General features: G+C 39.4%; 18 protein-coding genes. 9 read left to right on the forward strand and 9 right to left on the reverse strand.

Features of this window, described 5'->3' with window-relative positions; translation table 11 throughout:
* Nucleotides 1–64 precede the first annotated feature (64 nt).
* Nucleotides 65–391 (forward strand): YegP family protein, encoded by a 327-nt coding sequence (locus RYH73_RS23245; protein ID WP_335315886.1) that lies wholly within the window; start codon nucleotides 65–67, stop codon nucleotides 389–391.
* Nucleotides 392–513: 122 nt separating this feature from the next.
* Here RYH73_RS23245 and RYH73_RS23250 read toward each other — a convergent pair whose 3' ends face one another.
* Together RYH73_RS23250 and pnuC are read right to left on the reverse strand one after the other, a co-directional pair.
* Nucleotides 514–1,611, reverse strand: coding sequence for an acyl-CoA dehydrogenase (locus RYH73_RS23250; protein ID WP_335315887.1), 1,098 nt, complete (start codon nucleotides 1,609–1,611; stop codon nucleotides 514–516).
* A 7-nt stretch (nucleotides 1,612–1,618) separates the two neighbouring features.
* Nucleotides 1,619–2,233: a nicotinamide riboside transporter PnuC gene (pnuC, locus tag RYH73_RS23255; protein ID WP_335315888.1), complete on the reverse strand. Its 615-nt coding sequence runs from the start codon at nucleotides 2,231–2,233 to the stop codon at nucleotides 1,619–1,621.
* Between the two features lie 202 nt (nucleotides 2,234–2,435).
* Between pnuC and RYH73_RS23260 the strand changes: the two genes are divergently transcribed.
* Entirely contained in the window at nucleotides 2,436–3,572 is a 1,137-nt protein-coding gene (locus tag RYH73_RS23260) for an AI-2E family transporter (protein ID WP_335315889.1), read from the forward strand.
* Nucleotides 3,573–3,601: 29 nt separating this feature from the next.
* Here the strand turns inward: RYH73_RS23260 and RYH73_RS23265 are convergent, their stop codons facing one another.
* The gene (locus tag RYH73_RS23265; protein WP_335315890.1) at nucleotides 3,602–5,443 is read right to left on the reverse strand and encodes a DNA topoisomerase 3; all 1,842 of its coding nucleotides are present in this window, start codon (nucleotides 5,441–5,443) and stop codon (nucleotides 3,602–3,604) included.
* A gap of 148 nt (nucleotides 5,444–5,591) precedes the next feature.
* Between RYH73_RS23265 and RYH73_RS23270 the strand changes: the two genes are divergently transcribed.
* Nucleotides 5,592–6,374, forward strand: a complete 783-nt coding sequence (locus tag RYH73_RS23270; RefSeq protein ID WP_335315891.1) for a zinc-dependent peptidase — start codon at nucleotides 5,592–5,594, stop codon at nucleotides 6,372–6,374.
* Nucleotides 6,375–6,388: 14 nt separating this feature from the next.
* On the opposite strand, the gene RYH73_RS23275 is transcribed toward RYH73_RS23270, so the two are convergent.
* Nucleotides 6,389–6,766, reverse strand: coding sequence for a winged helix-turn-helix transcriptional regulator (locus tag RYH73_RS23275; RefSeq protein WP_335315892.1), 378 nt, complete (start codon nucleotides 6,764–6,766; stop codon nucleotides 6,389–6,391).
* A gap of 150 nt (nucleotides 6,767–6,916) precedes the next feature.
* On the opposite strand from RYH73_RS23275, the gene RYH73_RS23280 reads away from it, so the two are divergent.
* Both RYH73_RS23280 and RYH73_RS23285 read left to right on the forward strand, forming a co-directional pair.
* On the forward strand, nucleotides 6,917–7,549 hold the full coding sequence (locus tag RYH73_RS23280; protein ID WP_335315893.1) for a nitroreductase family protein: 633 nt from the start codon (nucleotides 6,917–6,919) through the stop codon (nucleotides 7,547–7,549).
* Between the two features lie 224 nt (nucleotides 7,550–7,773).
* Nucleotides 7,774–9,402 carry an NADP-dependent glyceraldehyde-3-phosphate dehydrogenase gene (locus RYH73_RS23285; RefSeq protein WP_335315894.1) on the forward strand — a complete coding sequence of 543 codons (1,629 nt, stop codon included), beginning with the start codon at nucleotides 7,774–7,776 and terminating at the stop codon, nucleotides 9,400–9,402.
* A gap of 60 nt (nucleotides 9,403–9,462) precedes the next feature.
* Here RYH73_RS23285 and RYH73_RS23290 read toward each other — a convergent pair whose 3' ends face one another.
* Both RYH73_RS23290 and RYH73_RS23295 read right to left on the reverse strand, forming a co-directional pair.
* Nucleotides 9,463–10,752, reverse strand: a complete 1,290-nt coding sequence (locus RYH73_RS23290) for a M16 family metallopeptidase (protein WP_335315895.1) — start codon at nucleotides 10,750–10,752, stop codon at nucleotides 9,463–9,465.
* 1 nt (nucleotide 10,753) lies between these two features.
* The gene (locus RYH73_RS23295; RefSeq protein WP_335315896.1) at nucleotides 10,754–11,989 is read right to left on the reverse strand and encodes a M16 family metallopeptidase; all 1,236 of its coding nucleotides are present in this window, start codon (nucleotides 11,987–11,989) and stop codon (nucleotides 10,754–10,756) included.
* 114 nt (nucleotides 11,990–12,103) lie between these two features.
* On the opposite strand from RYH73_RS23295, the gene RYH73_RS23300 reads away from it, so the two are divergent.
* A complete protein-coding gene (locus RYH73_RS23300) occupies nucleotides 12,104–12,988 on the forward strand; it encodes a 1-aminocyclopropane-1-carboxylate deaminase/D-cysteine desulfhydrase (RefSeq protein ID WP_335315897.1) in 885 nt (294 codons plus the stop codon).
* Nucleotides 12,989–13,124: 136 nt separating this feature from the next.
* Complete coding sequence (lat, locus tag RYH73_RS23305; protein WP_335315898.1) at nucleotides 13,125–14,456, forward strand: L-lysine 6-transaminase; 1,332 nt, start codon at nucleotides 13,125–13,127, stop codon at nucleotides 14,454–14,456.
* A gap of 21 nt (nucleotides 14,457–14,477) precedes the next feature.
* Here lat and RYH73_RS23310 read toward each other — a convergent pair whose 3' ends face one another.
* The 3 genes from RYH73_RS23310 to RYH73_RS23320 all read right to left on the reverse strand — a co-directional run bounded on the left by RYH73_RS23310 (nucleotide 14,478) and on the right by RYH73_RS23320 (nucleotide 17,225).
* Complete coding sequence (locus RYH73_RS23310; RefSeq protein ID WP_335315899.1) at nucleotides 14,478–15,749, reverse strand: hemolysin family protein; 1,272 nt, start codon at nucleotides 15,747–15,749, stop codon at nucleotides 14,478–14,480.
* A gap of 104 nt (nucleotides 15,750–15,853) precedes the next feature.
* A complete protein-coding gene (locus tag RYH73_RS23315) occupies nucleotides 15,854–16,834 on the reverse strand; it encodes a GlxA family transcriptional regulator (protein WP_335315900.1) in 981 nt (326 codons plus the stop codon).
* Between the two features lie 169 nt (nucleotides 16,835–17,003).
* A complete protein-coding gene (locus RYH73_RS23320; RefSeq protein WP_335315901.1) occupies nucleotides 17,004–17,225 on the reverse strand; it encodes a CDGSH iron-sulfur domain-containing protein in 222 nt (73 codons plus the stop codon).
* A gap of 198 nt (nucleotides 17,226–17,423) precedes the next feature.
* Here RYH73_RS23320 and RYH73_RS23325 point away from each other — a divergent pair, with 198 nt between their 5' ends.
* Together RYH73_RS23325 and RYH73_RS23330 are read left to right on the forward strand one after the other, a co-directional pair.
* Nucleotides 17,424–17,897, forward strand: coding sequence for an NUDIX domain-containing protein (locus RYH73_RS23325; protein WP_335315902.1), 474 nt, complete (start codon nucleotides 17,424–17,426; stop codon nucleotides 17,895–17,897).
* A 555-nt stretch (nucleotides 17,898–18,452) separates the two neighbouring features.
* Nucleotides 18,453–25,481 carry an SDR family NAD(P)-dependent oxidoreductase gene (locus RYH73_RS23330; protein ID WP_335315903.1) on the forward strand — a complete coding sequence of 2,343 codons (7,029 nt, stop codon included), beginning with the start codon at nucleotides 18,453–18,455 and terminating at the stop codon, nucleotides 25,479–25,481.
* The last annotated feature ends 9 nt before the right edge of the window (nucleotides 25,482–25,490 follow it).

A 25,490-nucleotide genomic window follows, 5' to 3' on the forward strand; every position in this document is an offset into this window, starting at 1 on the left:
GGGCAAAACCATTGTTATTAAATAACTTAATTATTATGTTTGTTTAGATATTAAACTTATTGTTATGGGAAAATTTGTTATTAAAACAGCTAAAAACGGCCAGTTTCATTTTAATTTAAAAGCAGATAATGGCCAGGTGATTTTATCAAGCGAACAGTATACAACCAAGTCAGCTTGCAATAATGGTATATCCTCCGTTAAGGAAAATGCAAAGTTAGATGAGCGATTTGATAGCAAGGAGTCTAGCAATGGAAAGTATTTTTTTAACCTAAAGGCAAGAAATGGACAAATTATCGGTACTAGTGAGATGTACGAATCAAGTGCCGGCCGTGATAATGGTATTAGTTCCGTTAAAAAAAATGCACCTGACGCTACGATTGTGGAAGAATAAGCAACAGCAGATAAACATTCATTAACCTTATGGTTGGGAATAGCAAGCGTTGCATACCATCCCGGTTATCGGGAAGTATGCAACTTTTTTATTTATACGCAAGCTAGCGTACGCGTAGATCGTTAATTATCTACTACAGGTGTTATTAGTAAGCTATGTTGACTAGCAGTAAATAAATTTCTCCATACACGATTAATTTCTTCCGACGGTTTAGCCGCTTTCATTCCACAATATGGATACAGCAGCGATATCCATTGCTGAGCCTTTTGTACCAGTTGACGACTGCTTACACTTATTTCCTTAAGTATGAAGGGATTAATAGAATTAGTGTCATTCAACTGCCCCCATGAAGTTTCAACTAAATTATAAAGATGATATTGCAGATGCTCCATCTCCCGTTTTGCATTTGACAAATACCGACATGGTAATAGTTCCCGAAAATCAGTTGCTGTGCACTTATATCGCTCATCGAAGATTTGATTGCATAGATCGAGAAACCTCATGGTCATACCGAGTGAATTAACACATAAGGTAACTTCGGCAAATTGCTGGAAAGGATAGCGGAAAATTGGATTTTTTAATACCGTGTATTCCGGATCGATTTTAAATGCCCTATGTTTATTTACATGTAGCCTATTTACCTCAAAACTATGACTTGCAGTTGCTTTTAAACCCATCGTATCCCATTCATGTATAATCACAACTTCTTCACGTAAAAAGAAGAAAGAACTTACGGTGGGTTCTTTTACTTCATTCAGCACAGGCCTTCCGTTTTGATAAATTTCACAATTTGCCGTGAAAACCGTGTTATGTGGGGCCCCGGTTGCAAATTGCCATTTCCCTGAAATCAAATAACCTTCAGGCGTAATTTCTGCGCGACCACTCGGCCGTCCGCTACCGCCAAAACACACTTTGCTGTCATTGAATAATACTTGCGCGATATCTTGATCTAGAAAGCCAACAAACATATTGGCCCCACTGCAGAGGGTAACCGTCCACCCCAAACTCCCGTCGATCTCCGCTAGTAGCTGCTCTACCCGAAGTGCTTCTATTAACGAAAGGTTCAGTCCGCCAAGACTTTCCGGCACAAAAAGATTGAAAAGTCTATTAGCATAAATATAGGTTAACTGCTTATCCGTTAAAACGCCGGTTAATTCGGCTTTATCGCCCTCTTCACGTAACTCCCCGGCTATTTTTTTTAATTCTTGAAGAAGCTTCATTTTTTGACTATTGAGGCTGCATTATCTGACTGCTAATTTTTCTTTTCCATGCTAAATAACCAAAAATGGCCACAATAAAAAGAAATAAAGTTAAAATAGCATATAACATAAGGTTCTTATGAACATAAAGCGGGATGGCAAGCGCATTGCTTATGTTCAACAGCAACCAGTTTTCTATTTTTCTCTTTGCCAACAACCACATTCCTGCCCAAGCGGTTACACTTACCGCGGTATCCCATAAAGGAACAGTAGAGTCCGTATAGTGAATAAGAATTTGATACAAGAAAGGCGTTCCCAATAAAAGAAGACCGGCAACTATTAACCAATCGCTCATAGAACAAGTTGTAATAAGCACCTTTTCGCTGCTGCCTTTTCTGAGCCAATAATACCAACCATATACACTCATTACTAGATAATAGATGTTCAAAAGAATCTCTGCATACAAACCCGCTTCATATAAAACAAACATGGTGATGAGAATGCTGATAATACCGCAGGGATACAGTGCGACCTTGTTATATCGGGCCAATAATACTTCCGCTACTCCAAAAAATACGCCAAGCCATTGAATCAAAGGGGTGTGAATTAGTTGTTCTTTAAAAATCCTTAGCCATTCAGCCATGTTATTCAATTTAACGAGTCATTCATCTATTTATTCTGCAAAGAGCTGCGAAGTTAAGGTTAATTTACGCCAAAATTGAAATATCAAAACACTTCTCCCCTCATTGGGTAATAGACTCGATTATCGTCAAATTCAACACAATGAAAACAATTGTTTTCGTCTATTGTTAAGTGATGGATTTATTGAGAATTCATTTATTCATATGCCAAATTCCACAGAAAAAAAACCGTATTCTTTTGAGCTGGCTTCCAGCTTATTGTCGCTGGTGCTAATTATTACTGTTCTCTATGTTTTACAGAGCGTGTTGGTTCCACTTATGTTTTCTATTCTAATTGCTATTTCCCTTTACCCGGTAACGAGATTTCTTGAAAGGTACAATGTCCATCGAGCGCTTTCATCTATTCTTTCTGTCATCTTGGCTATACTAATTATAACCGGGTTAATCTGGTTTATCGTACACCAGGTGATTGTTATCGGCCATAATGGAACCGATCTCCAAAGTAAATTCTTGACTATATTTAATACCATCCAGCAATGGATAACTGCTAAATTTGGTGTAGAACCCGGCGAGTTGACAGCCAAGGTGAAGGAGTTATCTAATCGAGCTTTATCGAACGCAGGCAGCTATCTTTCAGCCGCCTTTGGTTCTGTAGGTGGTATTTTAGCGGGTGTCATCATCGTGCCGCTTTTCTCCTTTTTTCTTCTTTACTATCGAGACTTTTTCCGCGAATTTTTCTTTCATGCGTTTCGTAGTACGCCACAGGATAAGGTTCATGAAACACTTAATCGTATTTACAGTGTTGTTCAAAGCTATCTGTTGGGCTTAATTACCGTGATGGCTATTGTTGCCATTTTGAATACCGTCGGGCTATTGTTAATGGGCGTTGAATATGCATGGTTTTTCGGCACATTGGCATCGCTTTTAATGTTACTTCCTTACATAGGTATCGCAATTGGATCGATATTGCCGGCCGTATTTGCACTTGCTACCAAGGACAGCTATTGGTATGCGATTGGGGTCATCGCTTGGTTTCAGGTTGTCCAATTTCTGGAAGGCAATGTCATTACGCCTAACATTGTGGGAGGCAAAGTAAGTATTAATCCATTAATGGCCGTTATTGCCATTTTACTTGGAGGCATGTTATTTGGTTTGGCAGGTTTAATATTGGCATTGCCACTAACTGCGGTCATTAAAGTCCTATTTGATGCCATTCCCTCCATGAAAGCTTTTGGTTTTCTTATTGGAGAACCTGAAAAATATCATCTTAAAAAGCATTCAACCATGGTGTTACTGAAGAGATGGAAATTAAAAGATAAATTGGATAAAGACAATAAATAGTTTTTTCCAAAAGGGATAAGCAATGTTATCTATTCTCGGTCTTCCAACGTGAGCTCAAGTTCTTTTCCGGCTATTAACAACTCTTGTGTAATTTTTTGTGTATACTGCTTAATTTCTTCTTTGAAAGTCTTGACAGAAGCTCCAGAACGTATTTCCTCTAATCGTTTTTCCCATTGACCGGTTAGCTCAGCTTGCGCAATTAATTTATCTTTTACGATGTCGTACACCGCGAGCCCTGTGTCCGTTGGAACTAGATTCTTTTTCTTCCTTATGATGTAGGATCGTTTTATCAAAGTCTCTATAATTGATGCACGGGTAGCGGGAGTTCCTAAACCGCTCCCCTTCATCGCATAACGTAATTCCTCATCTTCAATCTCCTTACCTGCCGTTTCCATAGCCTTTAGTAAGCTGGCTTCGGTGTAAAGTGGTTTAGGTTTTGTTTGTTTTTCAGCCATGCTTTTTTCAATAATAGCTAGGCTTTCCCCTTCATTCACTTTCGGTATCGTGTTGTTTTCAGGTTGATCTTGGTCCCTTTCTTCCGGTTCATTATAAACAGCACGCCATCCGGCAGATCTAATCACCGTCCCATTTGCAATAAAGGTTGATCCTGATTCGATGGTAATTTTAGTCAAATCTTTCACGCAGACTTCATGGAACGCTTCCAACATTCTTCCGATAATCATGTCATAAATCACCTGTTTATCAGGTGTCAAATTACGTGGTATCTCTCCGGTCGGTAAAATAGCGTGATGATCAGTCACTTTTTTGGCATTTACGCTTCTCTTGTTGAGTTTGTTTTCGGCTAAAACTGCCGCCTGCCTAGCAAAGAAGGAATGATTTTGTTGCTTTTCAATGAGTTGCGGAATAGTTTCGAAAACATCATCTCCTATATATTGACTACCTGTACGTGGGTAAGTAATTAATTTTTCCTCATAAAGACGTTGTAGAATTGCAAGCGTCTCATCCGCGGTGTATCCCTTCCTTTTGTTCGCTTCCTGTTGCAAGCTACTTAGATCGTGCAGCAAAGGAGGTTGTTCTTTTTTTATTTTTGTTTCGACTTTATAAACATCACCTCCGGTAGCAAAGCCGTCGGCTACACTTTTAACAGCTTGCAGAATTTCTTCCGCTTCCTCCCTTTTATGATAGTTTTTTTTGGAAACAGCCTTAAAGTTTTGACCATCTTTTTCTATTGCAATGACAACTTGAAAGTAGGTTTGTGGTACAAAATTTTTATTTTCCAGATAGCGGGCACAAATCATCGCTAATGTGGGAGTTTGAACCCTACCTAAGGATAGCACCGTTTTCGATCCTGCCGATATACTCAAAGCCTGCGTTGCATTCATCCCTACCAGCCAATCCGATTCCGAACGGCAGTGGGCAGAGTAAAATAAGGTATCATAGTCCTTGCCCGATTTCAGATTCCTGAATCCATCTTTAATGGCGGCGTCAGTCTGAGAAGATATCCAAAGTCGCCTGAATGGCTTTTTGCAATGAAGATAATGGTAGATATATCGGAATATAAGCTCACCTTCCCTACCGGCATCCGTGGCTACTATGATTTCCGTTGCTATATCGAAAAGAGCTTTGATGGTATTGAGTTGCTTCCGTACCGATGGATCTTCAATCATCCCTTCACTTGTTCTGATTTTACGCACACTTAGTCTTAGCTTTTGCGGGAGCATAGGCAGATTTTTGATTTTCCAGCCAATATATCCATACGCTTGCGGTGGGGCCAATTGCAACAAATGTCCAAATGCCCAAGTAAAGGAATACCCTTTGCCCTCTATATAACCGTCTCTTTTCGTTGTAGCTCCAAATACCTTTGCCAGATCACGTGCTACAGACGGCTTTTCTGTTATGATGATCTTCATTAAGATTGCTTTTGGAAGCGCTAATTTAGGGTATAATAACCTTAATTTTTTTCTTTTTTTTAGATACCTGAATATCTTTTGTTTAGCAAAATTTAAACGAAACATAAATATTCACCATTATTTGTATTTTAGTTTCTTTAATAAAAAGATGGAGATTTTATCATATGTCTTCTTTGCCATAACGATGTCAATTGTATTACTATTCATATGGTCAAAGAGGAAAAAGCAACAGGATGGTGTATCCGAGTCGTCGGAGGCTTATAAAGTGATCCTCAATCAGCACGTTTCCTTTTATAGGGAACTAAATGAAGTAGACCGGAATCGCTTTCTTGAAGAAGTCACGAGCTTTTTAAAAGATGTGCACATTGAGGGTGTTGGTACGGAGGTAGACAACGTGGATCGGGTGCTGATTGCTTCCAGTGCTGTTATACCCATTTTTAATTTCCCTTATTGGCATTATAAAAACCTGAGCAACATTATTTTATACCCCGACACCTTCAATAAGGATTTTCAGTTTGATGGTATGCATAGAAATACGTTGGGTATGGTTGGTGAAGGTTTTATGAATGGCCAGATGATATTATCGAAAAGTGCCTTACACCAAGGGTTTTCAAAAAACGGAGGCGAAAATAATACCGCTATCCACGAGTTTGTACACTTGATCGATAAACGAGACGGCAGTGTTGATGGTGTCCCTGAGCTTCTTTTGGCTCGTCCTTATGTAATTCCATGGATCAAAATGATGCATACGGAAATGAATAAGATCAAGACAGGACATTCAGATATCGACCCTTACGCCTTAACAAATGAAGCAGAATTCTTAGCGGTTGTATCCGAGTATTTTTTTGAGAAACCAGATAAGTTCAAACAACATCATCCTGAGCTTTATGAACTCCTTACAAAGATGTTTGGCAAGTCGGTCATCGAATAGAATAATCCTTCCCTTTATGTAGATTGTTCATGACATTGCTCTTTAATACGCTCACGGTGATTTATTCCCCAATTGATCATTTCATTAATGATATTTTGTAACGTTTTCCCATATACTGAAAGTTCGTACTCTACGGTTATGGGTTTGGTATTACAAACATGACGTGAAATCAGTCCGTTGATCTCCAATTCTCTTAATTCTTTTGATAGCATTTTTGCTCCTATCCCTTCTACTTCACGTTGTAACTCCATAAAACGCAATTTTCCAAAACTTAACGCACTGATGATCGCAATTTTCCATTTACCCCCTAATACATCCAATGTATCCTGTACGGCACGTAGCTTTTCTTTACAGGTATCGCTTGTTAGTGTTTTTTCTCTTGTTTCCATCATTTCTACTATAGTTTCCAAAAGGAAAGTACTATCTATAAGATAAATACTTTCAAAAGTAAACTATATTTTTAAACTTTGCAAAGATTTTAGAACAATGGAGAAAATCCTCATTCAGGATAAGATTCCACATTCGTAATAAATTAGATTAAAATGGAATTATTAACAGCATTAAAATGGCGTTATGCCACTAAAAAAATGAATGGACAGGTTGTCCCACAAGATAAAGTAGAAGCCATATTGGATGCCGCTTATCTTGCGCCTACCTCATCAGGTTTGCAACCATATGAAGTTATTGTGGTAACAAATCCTATATTAAAAGAAAAAATAAGAGAAGTTGCTTATGACCAAAGTCAAATAACGGACAGTTCACATTTACTTGTTTTTGCAGCTTGGGACACCTATACGAATAAACGTATTAACGATATCTTTCTGCATACGGTGACAGAGAGGGGTTTACCGAATGATGCGATGGACGATTACAAAAATAGATTGATTGCTTCTTATACAAGTCGTTCTGATCAAGCAAATTTCGAACATGCAGCTCGTCAGGCTTATATTGGCTTCGGTTTAGCAATTGCTGCAGCCGCTGTTTTGCAAGTAGACGCTACGCCAATGGAAGGGTTTGACAATGCAGCCTTAGACCGACTACTTAACCTAGAAGAGAGAGGGTTGAAAAGCGTTACACTTCTACCCCTTGGATATAGGGACGAGTCAAATGACTGGCTTGTCAATTTAAAAAAGGTAAGAAAGCCAAAAGATCAATTCATAACGGCTATTGCTTAATTGATAGCCCATTAAATGAAAAAAGGCTTGCAGATTTAACCTGCAAGCCTTTTTTCATTTGTCAACATAAAGCCTTTAAAATTAATTAACTGTTTATTAATATGTGCTTTTATTATGAAAATAATAAATAAATAGCTATTTTCACCAAATCTAAACAGAAGGGGAAAGGTATAAGTTGCAATAGCATTATACTGACTGTTTCACAATCAATATCAAAACAAAAAATGAAATTTAACGATCAATTAAAATCTTTATTTGTACCGGAAAGCGAAATACCGGAGGAGTTCGCCATTCGCGAAGAGTTACATCAACGAACCTATCTATGCGATGGTGAGATGCGTAACTGGACGGGCCCTGTTAGTGAAGTCTACTCGGCGGTTTGCATACCGGATGAACAGGGTGTTTTACATCGCAAATTTATTGGTACTTATCCTATTTGTACTGATAAAGAGGCTATGGAGGCTCTAGATGCTGCTGTAAATGCATATGACAACGGTCGCGGTGAGTGGCCTACAATGAGTATTGACAATCGAATAAAATGTCTGCAAAAATTCGTTTTCAAGATGAACGAGCAGCGTTCACTGGTGGTCAAGTTGATTATGTGGGAAATTGGAAAATCACATACCGACGCTGCAAAAGAATTTGATCGAACCGTCGATTACATAAATGCGACGATTGACGCATTAAAAGATATAGACCGCCAGTCCTCTCGGTTCGAGATCGAAGAAGGCGTGGTAGCGCAGATAAGAAGATCACCTATTGGGGTTGTTCTCTGTATGGGGCCTTTCAATTATCCATTAAATGAAACCTTCACCACCCTGATTCCGGCAATAATTATGGGAAACACCTTGCTTTTTAAACCACCTAAGCATGGTACCCTATTACATTATCCTTTATTGAAAGCCTTTCAGGAGTCTTTTCCAAGGGGTGTGGTTAATACCATTTATGGGCGAGGAGCTACCATTACACCTGGTTTAATGCAGACCGGAAAAATTAATGTATTGGCTTTTATCGGTTCAAGCAAAGTAGCCAACGATCTAAAAAAACGCCATCCAAAAATTAACAGATTGCGAGCAGTGCTCAGTTTGGACGCCAAAAATGCCGCAATTATTACCAAAAATGCGGACATTTCGCTTGCGGTCAGTGAAACGGTATTGGGAGCCCTATCTTTTAATGGACAACGATGTACGGCCATTAAGATTGTATTTGTCCATAAAGATATAGCCGATGATTTTCTTCACAAGTTAGGGGAAGCTATTGCGCAATTGAAGTTCGGTATGCCCTGGATTCCAGGTGTTAGTTTAACGCCCTTACCGGAACCCGGGAAACCGGAGTATTTAAAAGAATGCATCGATGATGCGCTGTTCCATGGTGCGAAGGTTGTGAATGAAAACGGTGGCGCTCATCTTGCTTCCTTTGTCTATCCTGCCGTGATTTATCCAGTGAATGAAAAGATGAAACTTTACCGGGAAGAACAGTTTGGACCGATTATTCCCGTCATTCCTTATGACTCCATCGAAGAGCCAATCAACTATCAAATAGATTCTCCTCATGGTATGCAGGTTAGTATTTTCAGTAATGATGCGCAGGAAATAGCCTCCTTAATCGATCCTTTTGTCAACCTTGTCAGTCGAGTGAATATCAATAGCCAATGTCAACGAGGGCCGGATAAATTTCCTTTTACAGGTAGGAAAGATAGTGCAGAAGGTACGCTCTCCGTCGTAGATGCCTTGCGTTCTTTCTCCATACGGTCGTTGGTAGCTACCAAGATGAATGATAAAAACAAAGAACTTATTAATGAAATCGTGAATCACCAAGATTCCAATTTCTTGAGTACTAACTTTATATTTTAACAGTAATGCGAGTCAAAGCTGGGGTTTTGGCTCGCATTACCGGTGTATTTATTGTTATGTTTAATTCTTCATTTTGCCAACCACTACTTTAACCATATTATTATAGTCAAGGTATTTATTTGCACAGGCCATAATGGTTTCCGGTGTACTTTCCTTTACAATCTGCAAATGTCGATTATAATACGTCAAATCCAATCCAACGAAGTGTACATTTTTAAATTTGTCCACATGGGAGAAAACATTTTCCAACGAACCTAAAAAAGCACCATTAACATAGTTTTTTACCAAATTCAGCTCTTCCATAGAAACAGGTTCGTTTTTTAAACGATTGACCTCTTTTTCGATTTCTATCAACGTTTCGTTCGTTACATCAATTCCAACCTCTGTGGCTATCGTGAAGAAGGCTCCATATTTTAATGATGCGATGCCCGATCCAATACCGTAAGTAAAGCCCTTTTCTTCACGAATATTAGCCATTAACCTAGACCCAAAATAGCCTCCTAAAATTGTATTTAACAACTGAAATGACGAAAAATCAGGGTGCTTCCGATTAATTGTTTGGTAACCTATGCGGATAGCCGACTGCAAAGCTTCTGCCCGTTCTACAAGAATTAAACTTCCGTTTTTCGAGTTTGTACCAACACCATTCTTCGGCAGTTGATTGAAAGAATGCGCATCCCATTGATTTCCAAAAATTTCACTGACGGTTTGGCGTATTTGTTTTGTTACGTTACCCGATATAAATATGGTACAATTAGCGGCATTTATTTGGTATTCATATAGTTTTAATAAATGTAAGCGATCTAATCGGTCGTAATCTTCTATTTCGGGTGCATAGGCATATCGGTTGCTATCAAAAATAGCTTTATTGAAAACCCTTCTTGCAACAAAATCGTTCTTCTTTAAAGATACGGAAAGATTTTGCTTGTTGTTGCGAACATAGGTATCAAGCTCTCTTTCAGGAAAAATGCTTTCTGTCAGTATGCTTTTTACGATGGGCAATAATTTGCCAACATGTTTACCAAGTGCATACAAGGTAAGGGACGTATGATCGAATGAATACTCGGGTTGCAAAAACGCGCCGTAGAAATCTATTTTTTCGGCTATTTCTGCGCTCGTATACTGTTCAGTACCTTCTAAAAACATACCCGCTAAAGCGATATTGAGTAAGGGTAGCTGGAGCTCATCTGCGTTCAAATTTTGGAATACCCATTCGATTTTCACTAAATCCTGTGCTCCTGAATGAAAGATAAAGAGGTCTACTCCGTTCGATAACAATTCCTGTTCCGGTTGCAAAAGTTTCACATCTTCTACCAGATTAAATTTGGGTGCCTTGGTTCTATCGATCATATTAATCTGCTAAATAAACTAACGTGGATGAATTTTCTAATTGAAATAGTTGTTGGGCCGTTTCCTGTATTGCTTTTGCTGACACATTTAAGTAATTTGCTATTTCTTCATTAAGCATATCTGCATTTCCCAACAACTCAAAATAAGCCAGATTCATAGCCTTATCTAAAATTGACATTTCTGCAAACACCATGGTGGATTCTATCTTATTTTTCACTTTTTCAAGCTCGTAGTTCAATACCGGCACCTGCTGTAAATCACCTAATTGCTCCCATATAGCTTGTTCAGCAAGCTCCATGGTTGTACCGGGTAAAGGTTTTCCTTCTATTAAAAACAAACCATTATCTAAACTACCTAATAAATAAGCATTTATTTCGCTAAAAAGCCCTCGCTCTTTTACCAATCGACGAAACAATCGGGATGAGTTTCCTCTTGACAATATATCAGAAATCAAGTCGCAAGTATAATACGCTTTTGAACGTCTATCATTCATATGAAATGCTATGTAGAGACTGTTTACAGGAACATTGGCCTTGATAACTTCTCTACGTGGCTCCGACTGTTTTGGTTCAGGTAAAATATGGCGAATATATTTATTGCCGGCAGGAATGGAACCGAACCACTTTTCAGCTAGACTTTTAACCGCATCCAATTCCACATCTCCGGCAATAACTAATATTGCATTCTGCGGCGTATAATGCTTGCTGAAAAAGGCTTTTACATCTTGCATTGATGCCAATTCGATATGAGAAATCTCTTTTCCGATAGTTGCCCATTTATAGGGATGTTCTTTGTATGCCAATGGTCTTAATCTGAGCCATACATCGCCGTAGGGTTGATTCAGATAACGTTGCTTAAATTCTTCCGAGACGACCTGTTTTTGTGTCTCCAGACTTTTTTCGTTGAAGGCCAAACTCAGCATACGATCGCTCTCCAACCAAAAAGCAGTTTCCAGATTGATCGCCGGAAGCGTTATATAATAGTTTGTAATATCATTACTTGTGAATGCATTACTCTCCCCTCCCACCCGCTGCAAAGGAAGGTCAAACTGCGGAATGTTAACAGATCCACCGAACATCAAATGTTCAAAAAGATGGGCAAAGCCTGTTTTATCAGGTGTTTCATCCCGCGCACCAACATCATAGAGTATATTGAGCACCGCCATTGGTGTAGACTTATCTTCGTGTACTAATACTTTTAGGCCATTGTTTAAAGTGAACCTTTCATATTTTACCATAGATTGTTGTTTTATTTTGGGTTAGCAAACCTACTATAATTTTTAGAATAAAAAACCTAATAAGCTATATTTGCAAGTTTTCCATGTAGTTTTGTACCGTAAAAATCATACAGTATGTTTCCTTTTCATTTTTCCAGCCCTACAGAACGCCTAAGGTATGAACTTCTAAATGAAAAGGACTATCTAGTCGATATCAAACGGGACGACTTGATCCATCCTTTTATATCAGGTAATAAGTGGAGAAAGTTGAAGTATATGCTGCAAGACGCTCGGAAGAAAGGAAAGAATCACCTAATAACATTTGGGGGCGCGTGGTCTAATCATTTGCTTGCTACAGCTGCCGCTGCTGCCTCCTTTGGATTTAAAACTACCGGTTTTGTTCGCGGTGAACCTGTTGAAAACACGAATTTAAAACTTTGTCAGTTATTTGGCATGCATCTCCTATACGTTACAAGAGATGCCTATAGAGACAAACAGGAATTATTTAATCACCATTTTGGAAAGGATGGTGACGCATACTTCATAAACGAAGGTGGTGCTTCTGAACTCGCTCTACTCGGTTGCGCAGAAATAATAGCAGAGCTAGCAACAGATTATGATCATATGGTGTGTGCCTGTGGAACAGGTACTACAATAGCTGGTTTAAGCATGGGCTTAAATCAGCGAAATAGCCAAACAAAGCTCCATGGTATTTCCGTACTTGCCGGTGGTGATTTTCTTTCAGAGGAAGTAAAAAAATTATATAGCGATGCGGATAATATCACCATCCATACCGAGTATCATTTTGGGGGATATGCAAAAACAAAACCTGAATTAGTTGACTTTACCAAGTCTTTTGTACGCCAAACGGGTATTTTGGTTGAACCCGTGTATACCGCTAAAGCATTATTTGCATTAACAGATCTGGTCAAAAAACATCAGTTCGAAAAAGGTTCAAAAATTCTATTTATACATACCGGTGGATTAATAGGCATTTTAGGAAAACTGGATGGATTCTAGGTATGTTTTGTTGAAATGATAATTTTAAGTCACAAAATAAGGTTATCTATCAAAACACAAAACAAATATTTGGCTTTAATTGCGTTTTTTGAAATTTTATCTTATGTTTGATGATAAACCAATTAAGTAGCGTTTCATGAAAAAGATCTCCGTTACCCCAGCGAATGCCCAAACCATTATCGGTAGACATGTTCTTACTGATGGTTATGACTTAACACTCGATTTAAAGAAAAGTCAAGGTGTTGTGATGTATGATTCGAAATACAACAGGGAGATTCTGGATTTTTTCACTTGCTTTGCTTCTGTCCCGCTGGGTTATAATCATCCCAAAATGTTAAGCGATGAGGCTTTCAAAGAGGATTTATTCTTAGCTGCACTAACGAATCCATCCAATTCGGATATCTATACGATGCAATATGCTAAATTCGTCGATACCTTTGAGCGTGTTGGGATTCCCGCCTACCTACCGCATGCTTTTTTTATTGCAGGAGGTGGCCTGGCAGTTGAAAATGCCTTGAAAACAGCGATGGACTGGAAAGTGCAAAAGAATTTTCAAAAGGGCTATATTAAAGAAAGAGGGCTTAAAGTTATACATTTTCAAAAAGCCTTTCATGGTCGCACGGGTTATACAATGAGTTTGACCAATACCCAACCGGAAAAAACGAAATGGTTCGCTAAATTTGATTGGCCACGAGTGAGTGTACCCTCTATTGAATTTCCTTTTACCGATCACGGCTATGAAGATCTTCTTAAAAGAGAGGAACAATCGTTGGCTCAGATCAAGCAGGCTTTTGCCGATAATCGAGACGATATCTGTGCAATTATCATCGAACCGATACAATCTGAAGGCGGAGACAATCATGTAAGAAGGGAGTTCTTAGAACAACTACGTATTTTGACAAATGAGAACGATGCACTCTTAATTTACGATGAAGTACAAACAGGTGTTGGTTTAACCGGTAAATTTTGGTGTCACGAGCATTTTGGCGCAAAGGCAAGGCCCGATATTATTGCTTTTGGAAAGAAGATGCAAGTTTGCGGTATTTTAGTTAGTGAAAAAATTGATGATATAAAAACGAATGTTTTTAAAGTTCCATCACGGATTAACTCGACTTGGGGCGGAAACCTAGTTGACATGGTCAGGGCAACTAAGATTTTGCAAATTATTGAAGAGGACCATTTAGTTTCACAAGCAGAAGAAGTTGGTGAGTATTTACAGCAAAAACTTTTAGATCTTGCGGATACCCATTCTATCGTCAGTAACGTTAGAGGTCGCGGTTTATTAGCGGCTTTCGATTTTCCAAACAAAGAAAGTAGAAATCACTTTCTGAAGAGAAGTCTTGATAAAAATGCATTATTTTTAGGATGTGGCGAGAAAAGCATCCGTTTCAGGCCGGCTCTTATTATACAGCGTGAAGATATCGACAGGGGTATCGCAGTAATGAACGATGTAATCCGATCGCTCTAAAACAGTTTCTCGCAATGGGCTTTACTCGATACGTGTAATAAGTATCTTATCAATACGCATGCCGTCCATATCTACAACCTCAAGTTCAAAATCATTCCATCTCACTTTTTCGGTCAGGGTAGGAATGTGATCCAATAGTTTTAACAGTAAGCCTCCTAGTGTAGTAAAGTTATTTGCTTCGGGGGCATCCGACAAATTGAAGTACTTAATAAATTCAAAAATAGGCAATTGGCCGTCGGCTAACCAGGTATTTTCCGTGCGTTGTACAATTTGGTAATCATTCGCGGGATCTCTTCTGTCGCTTATCAATTCATCTAATATGTCGTTTATAGAAATCAAACCTTGCAGATCGCCATACTCATCTAAAACAATTCCATAGCGTTGTTGCGCACTTCGTAATAATTCTAAAACCCGATAGGCTGCCGTATATTCCGATACAAACAAAGCCTTTTTTATATATCGCTTCAGATCCGGCGAGGAGCTTTGCGTTTCTTCCAAAAAGAGCTCTCTAACGGATACAAGTCCAAGTAATTTATCTAAAGATCCTTCGCATAAAGGATAAACTGAATGCGGGTAATTGCTAATCTTTGATTTTATGACATCCAAACTATCTGTTACATCAATCCAAACAAGATCCATCCGGTTTGTCATTAACTCACCGGTCCTTCTATCTCCTAGTGAAAAAACACGTCTAACGAGATCTTGTTCTATTGGCTGTATCTCCCCTCCTTCCGTGCTATCTTTGATTATCGCATTGATTTCCTCCTCTGAAACAACCTCCTCGTGATGTTCCTTTATACCAAATAAATTAAAAAACAGATTACTGGTTTTAGTTAATATCCAAATAATTGGTAAGGAGATCTTGGAAAGCAAAATCATGGGCATAGCAATAGTCATTGCGATAGTTTCCGGATAGTGCAAACCTATCCGTTTAGGAATTAACTCCCCGAATACAATCGTAAGGTAGGTGATTAATAAAACAACTAAAAACACGGCGATCGACTCAGCATAAGGGGCAATTACTTCAATATTGCTTAAGTAAATACCAACGGTTTGTGTTAGACCTTTGCCACTAAAAAGCCCCGTCAGAATACCGATCAAGGTAATACCTATTTGAACGGTCGACAAAAATGTTGTAGGATTATTAGCCAATGCTAACGCTTTGGCAGCTCCCTTATCTCCCTTTTTTATGGAAGCTTCCAATTTGAATTTTCTGGTCGAAACCAAGGCTAGCTCGCTCATTGAAAAAAGACCATTGATAAGAATGAGTACGATGATGATGACAATTTCCATTAGTTTATCCAATAAATATAAAGCTTCTGTTATTGCTGCTATATTTAACTAACAAGGGGGCGCTTTATTGGTTTTATACGCCTTGTCATGTTCCCGGTTCTGATTTAAACGGCGACCTGCCTGCTGTACTTACTCTTGTACTGCATAGGGGAAAGCCCTGTTATGCGTTTGAAGGTTGTTCGGAAGGATTTAGAATCACTATATCCCACGTTATACATAACCTCATTCACATTCTCGTTACTCGTTTCAAAACTTAACTTTGCTGCTTCAACGCGAACACGCTGTATATATTCTAAAATCGTATTCCCTGTTGCCTTCTTAAATCGTCGTTCAAAATTCCTTCTACCTGTAGCAAGTTGCTCGGCAAGATCTTCCACCGTAATACGTTCATGAAAGTTCTCTTCAATAAGCTCTTGTGCCCGTCGAACCGTTAAATCTTCATGATCTTTTTGTCTTTGAAAGATGATGAACTGGGACTGATTGTTTCTTTCGATATCAATTTCAAACATTTTTGACGATCGAATGGCCATTTCGCGTCCCGCGAACTTCTCTACCAAATATAAAATCAGGTTCAGTGATGAGTAGGCTCCGCCACTTGTATAAATTCCTCTTTCGTCTGTAATGATTTTATAGGGCATCAACTTTACCTCCGGAAACCGGGTTTTAAATTCGTTAGCTGACAACCAATGTGTTGTACAGCTACGTCCATTTAACAAACCGGTGGAGGCTAGTAAAAAGGCACCAATACATAGGGAAGCTATCTCAGCACCAAGTTGATATTGCTTCTGAATCCAAGGTACAAATTCTCGATTTATAGACAAGATATCTTCCATATTACCGTGAATAGCCGGAATAACGATAAGATCTGTCTTTCGTAGTTGGTGAATCGTGATGTCAGAACGTATGCTAAAGATCCGTCCCGACTGGACGGCTTCATCCGAAAGCCCAACTATTTGAATGTCGAAAATAGCTTCCTTTCCAGCGCTTTGTAACGCTTCGTTAATTTTAGAAAACATCTTATAAGTTGCTTCCATGCTGCTCAAGCTCGTTTCACCTATAGGATTAAGTAATGAGATGTGTTTCATTGTAACGAAATTTTACGTTAAAATAGAAATGAGAAGATACGTTAATCAAATAACAAATTTACCCTAAAAGGATGTCGCAAGCAACACCCTTTTATGACGCAATTTGCCAACAGCAATAGGTTGACAAATTCATTCCTCGATTTAATTCATTTACTATAAGATTCCCTATTTATTTCTTCGGCGGTAAATCAAAAGCAAGTGCCTCATGTTCAAAATGTCCCTTATGTGAACCATCGCAAAAGGGTTTCCTTGACGATAGCCCGCAACGGCAAATTGATACCAGTGTGCGTCCATCCAAACCGTATGGGGTACCGTTTTTGTCAACTATTTCAAATTCTCCTTCTACTTTGAGCGACCCGTTTTCGTTGATTGTTAATTTAGTTTTAGTCATAAGATGTAATTTGCACAAAAATATAAATATGCTGTAGCTTGTTTGAAAATATGGGTAATTCAGATTGATTCTTTGAATCTTTCCATGAAGAGCTGTTTTAATCTATTAAAAGCGCTATCTTTATGAAATAACTGGATAGATAAATGTAATATCCATTTAACTCAGCTATCCTCATACTTTAACCGTTAAATTTAGGACATGAAAAGAAGTGCAGGTATTTTACTTTACCGTGTTAAGGAAAAAAGCGTAGAATTCTTTCTTGTTCACCCGGGTGGGCCATTTTTTGTAAAAAAGGACAAGGGCTTTTGGACCATTCCAAAAGGAGAATTCGAAAATGAGGAATCCGCCCTTTCAGCGGCAAAACGTGAATTTGAAGAAGAGACCGGACATAAACCCAAAGGTGAATTTATGGCATTGGATTCCGTAATCCAAAAAGGAGGAAAGAAAATTCTTTGTTGGCTGTTAGAAGGTGATATCGATTTACGCACAGTACGCAGTAACACATTTGAAATGATATGGCCTCCAAAATCAGGAAAAATGCAACGCTTTCCTGAAATAGACAAAGCGGGCTGGTTTTCGGCAGAAGATGCAAGGCAAATAATCAACGAACGGCAAAGCCCTTTCATTGATCAAGCTTTGTCTTTTATCCGTAATGCAGCCAATGTAAAATAAGCACTTCTCCACCTCAATTCTTAGTTATCATTTAATCTTATCTTGATACAAAATACACTCCTGTATTTAGCCAATGATTTTTTATCAGTTATTTACTAAGGGCACAAGTTTCTTTCATATTTTCTTAACAAAAAATCAACAAATCGGTGCTTTGTGATTGAAAAATGCAGAAAATGACGTCAAATCGTTTTAAAAAACCAATGAACAAAATGAACAAAAGAAAAAAGTCTGTCATTTGCTAATTTGCATCAAAAATAATTAGACGGAAATGCTTTGTTATTGTCCTACTCTATCGAAGACAAGTATAAAAGAACAATGATTGCATACAATAATTTAAAGACACCTCTTTCATCTTTTTATTTGTTTTGGGATTTATGCATAGTCAAAGCAATTTAGTCAGACGGATGTCCGAACTTTTGATATGCGTCCGGAAAGATACCGCACATAAAAACACAGTAAGTTTATGAAACAGAAGAACAAGCAGATTCCTTAAACGAAAAAAAAATCCAACCAACTATTTTTTTATCGTTTACTACACTTATAATTATCAACATCATGAAAACAGCAAAGTTGATTGGTATAACCCCTTTCGAGCTCCCTGATTTAGCTTTATTGAAGGCACTTAGCAAAACTCCCTTTATACCTGTTTTACATATCGGTAGAAATCCCCATCAAATAGAGCACATATACAACGCCATTACACCGTATAAACCGAAATCTATCGGCCTTTGTCTTCCAAATTCTCAGATTTCACTAAAAGACATCCCGTCATCTGTCGCCTATATCATTATACCCTTTTGTAACGAGGTATCAAATGAGGCCGTAGATGCGGAGATTATTTTTCAGGTACATTCTGTCGAAGAGGCAAAGTTGGCAAAGGCTAAAGGGGCCAAAACCGTTATCATTAAAGGAAACGAATCGGGTGGAAAGGTTGCCTACGAAGCGAGTTACATTTTATTTCAACGCGTAATTCACGACCCGGACTTGCAGGATTTGGCTATATGGGTTCAGGGTGGTATTGGAATCCACTCCGCTGCCGCACTTATCGGACTAGGAGCGGAAGGTATCGTGCTGGACAGTCAATTCTCATTATTTCCCGAATGTACGGTGCCACAAACACTGAAAGATGTTATTGAAAGATTAAATGGCACGGAAACTAAGTTGGTCGACAATTTTCGCGTGCTGAATCGACCGAATGCACCACAACTTCCGGAAGGAGCCCTGTTTTCGGATTTGCTTCCGTATTTAAAAGACAGCTATGCACTTGAAGAATCTTACCTGCCTATCGGGCAGGATATTATCTTATCAAAAGGGCTCGTTCATACTTATAAAACAATCGACCGACTCTCATCGGGTCTGCTTGAATCTATCAACGGTCATATAAGACAGGCCAAATTAGATACGCCCATAAGAGCACACAACTCCTTAGCGCAAGAGCTTAAAATACGCTATCCGATAGCGCAAGGCCCCATGACACGGGTAAGTGATCTACCAAGCTTTGCTGATGCAGTGGCTACCAATGGTGCACTGCCTTTTGTGGCACTTTCTTTAATGACCGGCGAAAAAGCAAAAGAGTTAATAGTAAAGACCAAGGAAACACTTCATGATAGAACGTGGGGAATCGGAATTTTAGGTTTTGCGCCACAGGATCTAAGAGAAGAGCAATCCCGTTATATCTTAGCTGCAAAACCTCCTGTCTTGCTTATAGCAGGTGGCCGTCCCTCACAAGCGACCCCATTTGAAAAAGAGGGTATTAAAACGTTCTTACATGTTCCTTCACCTACTCTTCTTGATTTATTTATTAAGGAAGGTGCCAGAAAATTTGTGTTTGAAGGAAGAGAATGCGGTGGCCATGTTGGGCCCTTGTCCTCGCTTGTACTTTGGGAACTTCAAATTGAACGGATTCTACAAGAGGAACAACTACAATCTTTTGAGCTCTTTTTTGCAGGTGGTATACATGATAGCTTCTCCAGCGCTTTCCTCTCCATCATGAGTGCTCCCTTAGCCATAGGTGGAGCTAAAATCGGTGTACTTATGGGGTCTGCCTATATTTATACAAAAGAAGCCGTTGAGTCGGGCGCCATTTTACCGGGCTTCCAAAAACAAGCCTTAGAACAAAGCGAAACCGTCCTTTTAGAAACAGCTCCAGGTCATGAAACCAGGTGTTTGCAGTCGCCATTTACTGCTTATTTCAAGGAAGAAAAACGTAGGCTTGAAAACGAAGGGACCGATAAAAAACTGATATGGGAATCGTTAGAGAAGCTAAACGTAGGGCGACTACGTATTGCCAGTAAAGGGATCGAAAGAGTGTCCGATAGCCTGACACCCTTGAATGAAAATATGCAGTATCAGAAAGGTATGTATATGATCGGACAAGTTGCCGCATTAAATAATAAAATCAGAACAATCGCCGAACTGCACGAGGATGTGGCCAACAATAATTTTAACTATATAGAGGATGCTAAAACCTTTACCTTAACAAATACGGATGATAAAGCAATAGATATTGCCATTATCGGAATGGCCTGTATCTATCCAGGTGCAAAAGATGTGGATGCCTTTTGGCGAAATATATTAGATGCCAAGAACTGTATAACAGAAGTTCCCGACGAAAGATGGAATAAAGAAATTTATTACGACCCAACGGATACCAATGGCCGCAAATCTCCATCAAAATGGGGCGGTTTTATACCAAAAATTGAATTTGATCCACTGGAATTTGGAATCCCTCCTCAGTCGCTGGCGGCTATTGATCCTACACAACTACTAAGTCTACTCGTCGCAAAGCGGGCACTTGAGCATGCCGGTTATGCTGCAAAAGAAGCCAATAAAGAGAATGTATCGGTTATCATAGGAGCAGAAGGTGGCAATGATTTAGCAAACAATTACAGCTTCAGAGCACTCTTTTCACAGTTTTTCGGCGAAATACCACAGGAAGTTGACGCATCCTTACCCAAGCTCACGGAAGACTCATTTCCGGGCGTGTTGGCCAATGTGATTGCCGGTAGAATCACCAACCGTTTAGATCTTGGTGGCCGCAACTATACGGTTGATGCCGCCTGCGCTTCATCTTTAGCTGCCATAGATTTAGCATGCCAGGAGCTTATTCTCAATAAATCGGATATGGTCATTGCAGGTGCTGCAGATCTACATAATGGTATTAATGATTATCTCATGTTTGCCAGCACACATGCTCTTTCAAAGAAAGGTAGATGTGCCACCTTTGATGCAGATGCCGATGGCATTGCGCTAGGAGAAGGTGTCGCAATGGTTGTACTTAAAAGATTAGAAGATGCCAAGCGCGATGGTGATGAAATTTTTGCAGTGATCAAAGGAGTCGGTGGTTCCAGCGATGGAAAAAGTCTCGGATTAACTGCACCACGATTAGCTGGACAAACCAAGGCATTGGAGCGCGCCTATTCGCAGGCCGGCCTATCGATATCGTCCGTGGAACTCGTTGAAGCACATGGCACCGGAACTGTTGTTGGAGATCGTACTGAATTAAGCGCCATAACGCAGGCAATGGTTAAGCGCGGTGCTGTTCCTCAACAAACTCATCTTGGTTCGGTTAAAACACAAATCGGACATACGAAATGTGCCGCTGGTATGGCGGGTTTGATTAAGAGTGCATTGAGTGTATATTACGGGGTAAAACCACCAACTATTAATTTAAAAGAACCTAATAGCTTCTATGATGAAAAAACGAGTCCGTTTGTATTTACCGATAAAGCGGGCTTATGGACGAATCAACAAAGAGTAGCAGGGGTGAGCGCTTTCGGCTTTGGCGGTACAAATTTTCATGCTGTTGTTTCCAATCATGCCGCGACTCCCTTACCTTTTTCTATCACAAAGCAATGGCCTGTTGAACTTTTTGTTTTCAAAGGGAACAATTATGAAGAAGCAACGTTGCTACTCAAGAAAATAAAGAAGCTTATTGATTTCAACGACACGGTAAAACTCCGTGATCTTGCGTTTTCCCTTGCTACTTATAATGATTCGCCCGTGCAGCTATCCATTATCGCTGATTCGATAGCAGATTTGCAGTTTAAAGCAGATTTGGTATTATCAGGAACCCATGCTAAGGATACCTATATTACAAAAGAGATGAAGGGCAAAACGGCTTTTCTATTTGCCGGACAGGGAAGCCAGCGGATTCATATGGCCAGAGAACTATTGGTGAATTTTCCAAGAATGAGATCACTTCTCAATCGTTATCCCGAATATGAAAAGGTACTCTTTCCTAATAACACCTTTAGTGAGGAGAGTTTAAAGAAGCAAAAAGAGGCTATTAAGGATACCCGTATGGCGCAGCCACTTTTAGGACTAATAGACATAGCCATTGCCAAACTATTACAGGAGTTCGGAATTATGCCCGATATGCTCGCAGGACATAGTTATGGTGAGCTTCCTGCACTTGCATTTGCCAACGTGTTTGATGAGGAAGCGCTATTTATTTTAAGTAAAGGGAGAGCTGAAGCAATTTTAGCCTCTACTGAAGCGGACAAAGGCATGATGGTGGCGGTAAATGGCGACAAAGAGGTGATTGATCATTTACTCTCTTCGCATAAAAATGTCTATGCCGTAAATCATAACTCGCCACAGCAATGGGTTTTAGCAGGAGAAACGATTGCTATGGAAAGTCTTATGCAGTTTTTAAAGGAACAGAAAATTTCCTATCGACCATTGGAAGTGGCCTGTGCTTTCCATAGTCCACTAATTGCAAAAGCCGAATCGCTATATGCGGATTTGCTGAATGATTTTTCCTTTAAACAAGCGACTGTTCCGGTTTGGTCAAACACAAGTGCTTCCTTATATCCTTCAGATCCGAATGCCATCAAAGAACGTTTAGCAGCTCATATCGTTAACCCTGTACGTTTTTCTGATGAGATCGAAGAAATGTATCGTGATGGCGCCCGGATTTTTATCGAAGTCGGACCAGGTAAGACCCTGACAAGCTTGACGAAATCTATTTTGGGCAAGGACGAAGTTTTGATCCATACAGAAGAAAATGGAAAACATGGCATTACGCAACTATTAGTGGCTTTGGCACAGTACATGGCTACAGGAAAAACCCTTAAAGTGGATGTTTTATTTACGGATCGACAAGCGATAAAGTTAGATCTCGATAATCCTGAAATACTTAAAAAAAGTTCCTCAATATGGCTTGTAGATGGTCAAATGGCAACACCTTTACACGGCAAGCTACCAGCTTACAGTGCACCACCTGTAACAAAACCAATCATCAATTTTAGTGAACTAAGCGTGCAAAATACAACAAAAAACGAAGCTTCACCCGTACAAGGATCTGCAGAACAACTGACATTGGAATATTTATCGGGTATGAAGATGCTTATTCAGGCGCAACGAGATGTTCTTCTTGCTTATTTAGGTCAACCAAATACAAGCAATCCTATTCTTCCAACACCTTTCCCTCCGTCAAAACAATTATTGACAGAAAAACAAGAACCCCCTTTCGCTCAAGTTGATAAAAAGCTAAATGAAAATCTTTCCGGTACACCAAGCCCTGAACCGGTTAAATCCCTTTCTACTATATTAATAGAAGTAGTGAGTGAAAAAACAGGTTATCCGAAAGATATGCTGGGAATGGATCTCGATCTTGAAGCAGATTTAAGCATTGATTCCATTAAGAGGCTGGAAATCATTGGCGAGTTGCGCGTACAGTTAAGTAGCTTTCAATTCAAAAATAAAAGTCAGGATGAAATGGTAGAACAATTAGCTTCCATTAAAACACTGAATGGTTTGTTGGGCTGGTTTGACATGAATTTAATAAAGGATATTCATGAAAAGCCAACAGCAGAAATGACGCAACAGCACCCTGCACTTCAACGAACAGATATCCAAGAGATGATTCTAGGGATCGTAAGCGAAAAAACCGGATATCCAACAGAGATGCTCGGTCTTGATTTGGATTTGGAAGCCGATTTAAGCATAGATTCCATTAAAAGAATCGAAATTATCGGTGAGCTCAAATGTAACTTAGCAGCGATTATACCCAATGTCGAAGGTCATGAGGAGGACATGGAGAAGCTATCTGCGTTTAAAACCTTAAACCATCTGATCGAATGGATTACTGCAAAACTCCAGGACGGTAATGCGCCAAGTGACGAGAAAAAAATATCGCTTGCAGACAACTTACTCGAAAATAAAGCGATAAACGACACGTTAAAGCGTATCAAGTTTGAGTTGACAGATGTTCATGCTTTACTTAAGCAAGAATATCCCAATACCTTAGCTGGTGCAAAAGTTGCGATTACCCGCGATGGAAGTCTTGGTTTCCTCATTAAGGAAGCGCTGGAAGAACGCGGTGCAATAGTCGATATTGTCTCACAAGAGAAAGAATTAGCAGACTACGATGGGCTGATCATTTTGGACATGGTAGCTTCTAACTATCGGTTAAATATCATAGATGCTGTTCGCATGGTAAAATCGCTGGATATGAACCATGTAAAATGGGTTTATGTAGTGTCTGATCATGCCGCCCACGTTGATAAGAATGAAGATCCTAAATTCTTGAGAAGTTACCAAGGATATACAGGCTTTATTAAGAGTTTAGACAAAGAATATGAACAGGTAAAATGCCGAACGATTCATTTTATGAATGAAACGGCAGAAGAGAAAATTTCTCACTTACTGATTGACGAAATGCTTTGCCTTGATGAACCTTCGGTTATCTATTACAAAGATAATTTTAGGCATGCTGTTAAAGAAACGAACGATCCGCTACAAATCGAAAACAAGCATCCCTTTGCTTTAGATAAAGATGCCGTTATTCTTGTTTTAGGAGGCGCGCAGGGAATAACCGCTGCTTTGACCACCCATTTAGCAAAAGAATACCCTTGTAATTATGTATTAGTAGGTCGATCATCTTGTCCCGACCCGATCGATTCAAATCAAATCATCCGACAAAGTAAGGAAGAAATTAGAAAGGGGCTTATTGAGCAAGGCTATTCTAAATCACCAGCTGAGATTGAGCAAAGGACGATACAATTGTACAAAGCCCAGCAAATCCTAAGCAATATGAACGCTATTCAGGAACACGGTGCAGAGGTAAGTTACCGGGCCGTCGATGTCAGAGATGAAAATGCATTGATACTCCTGATTCAGGAAATTTATAAGAAATATGGCCGAATTGATGGTGTTATTCATGGGGCAGGTATTCTCGAGGATAAATTATTTGAAAATAAAACTCCAGATTCTTTTGAAAGAGTTTTTAATACCAAAGTTACTCCCTTGCGTGTTCTAGCTGAGCAGTTGAGAAATGACACCCAATTTATTGTGTTCTTTTCCAGTATCGCTTCTGTTTATGGAAATAGAGGACAGACAGACTATGCAGCTGCGAACAGCGTACTGGATCACTATGCAGAAGTGTTGCGGAGAAAAATGAAAGGCCGGGTGATGGCTATTAACTGGGGGCCTTGGAAAGGCGCCGGAATGGTATCCTCAAGTCTCGAAAAAGAATATGAACGCAGAGGCATCTCCTTAATTCCACTGGAAAGAGGGAAAGAAACATTTGCCAATGAAATAAAATATGGAAATGAGAGTCGGGTTTTAATTATGGCATAGTTGTTCAGA

This window comes from Olivibacter sp. CPCC 100613, assembly GCF_036959255.1.
In the GTDB taxonomy this organism is placed as follows: Bacteria; Bacteroidota; Bacteroidia; order Sphingobacteriales; family Sphingobacteriaceae; genus Olivibacter.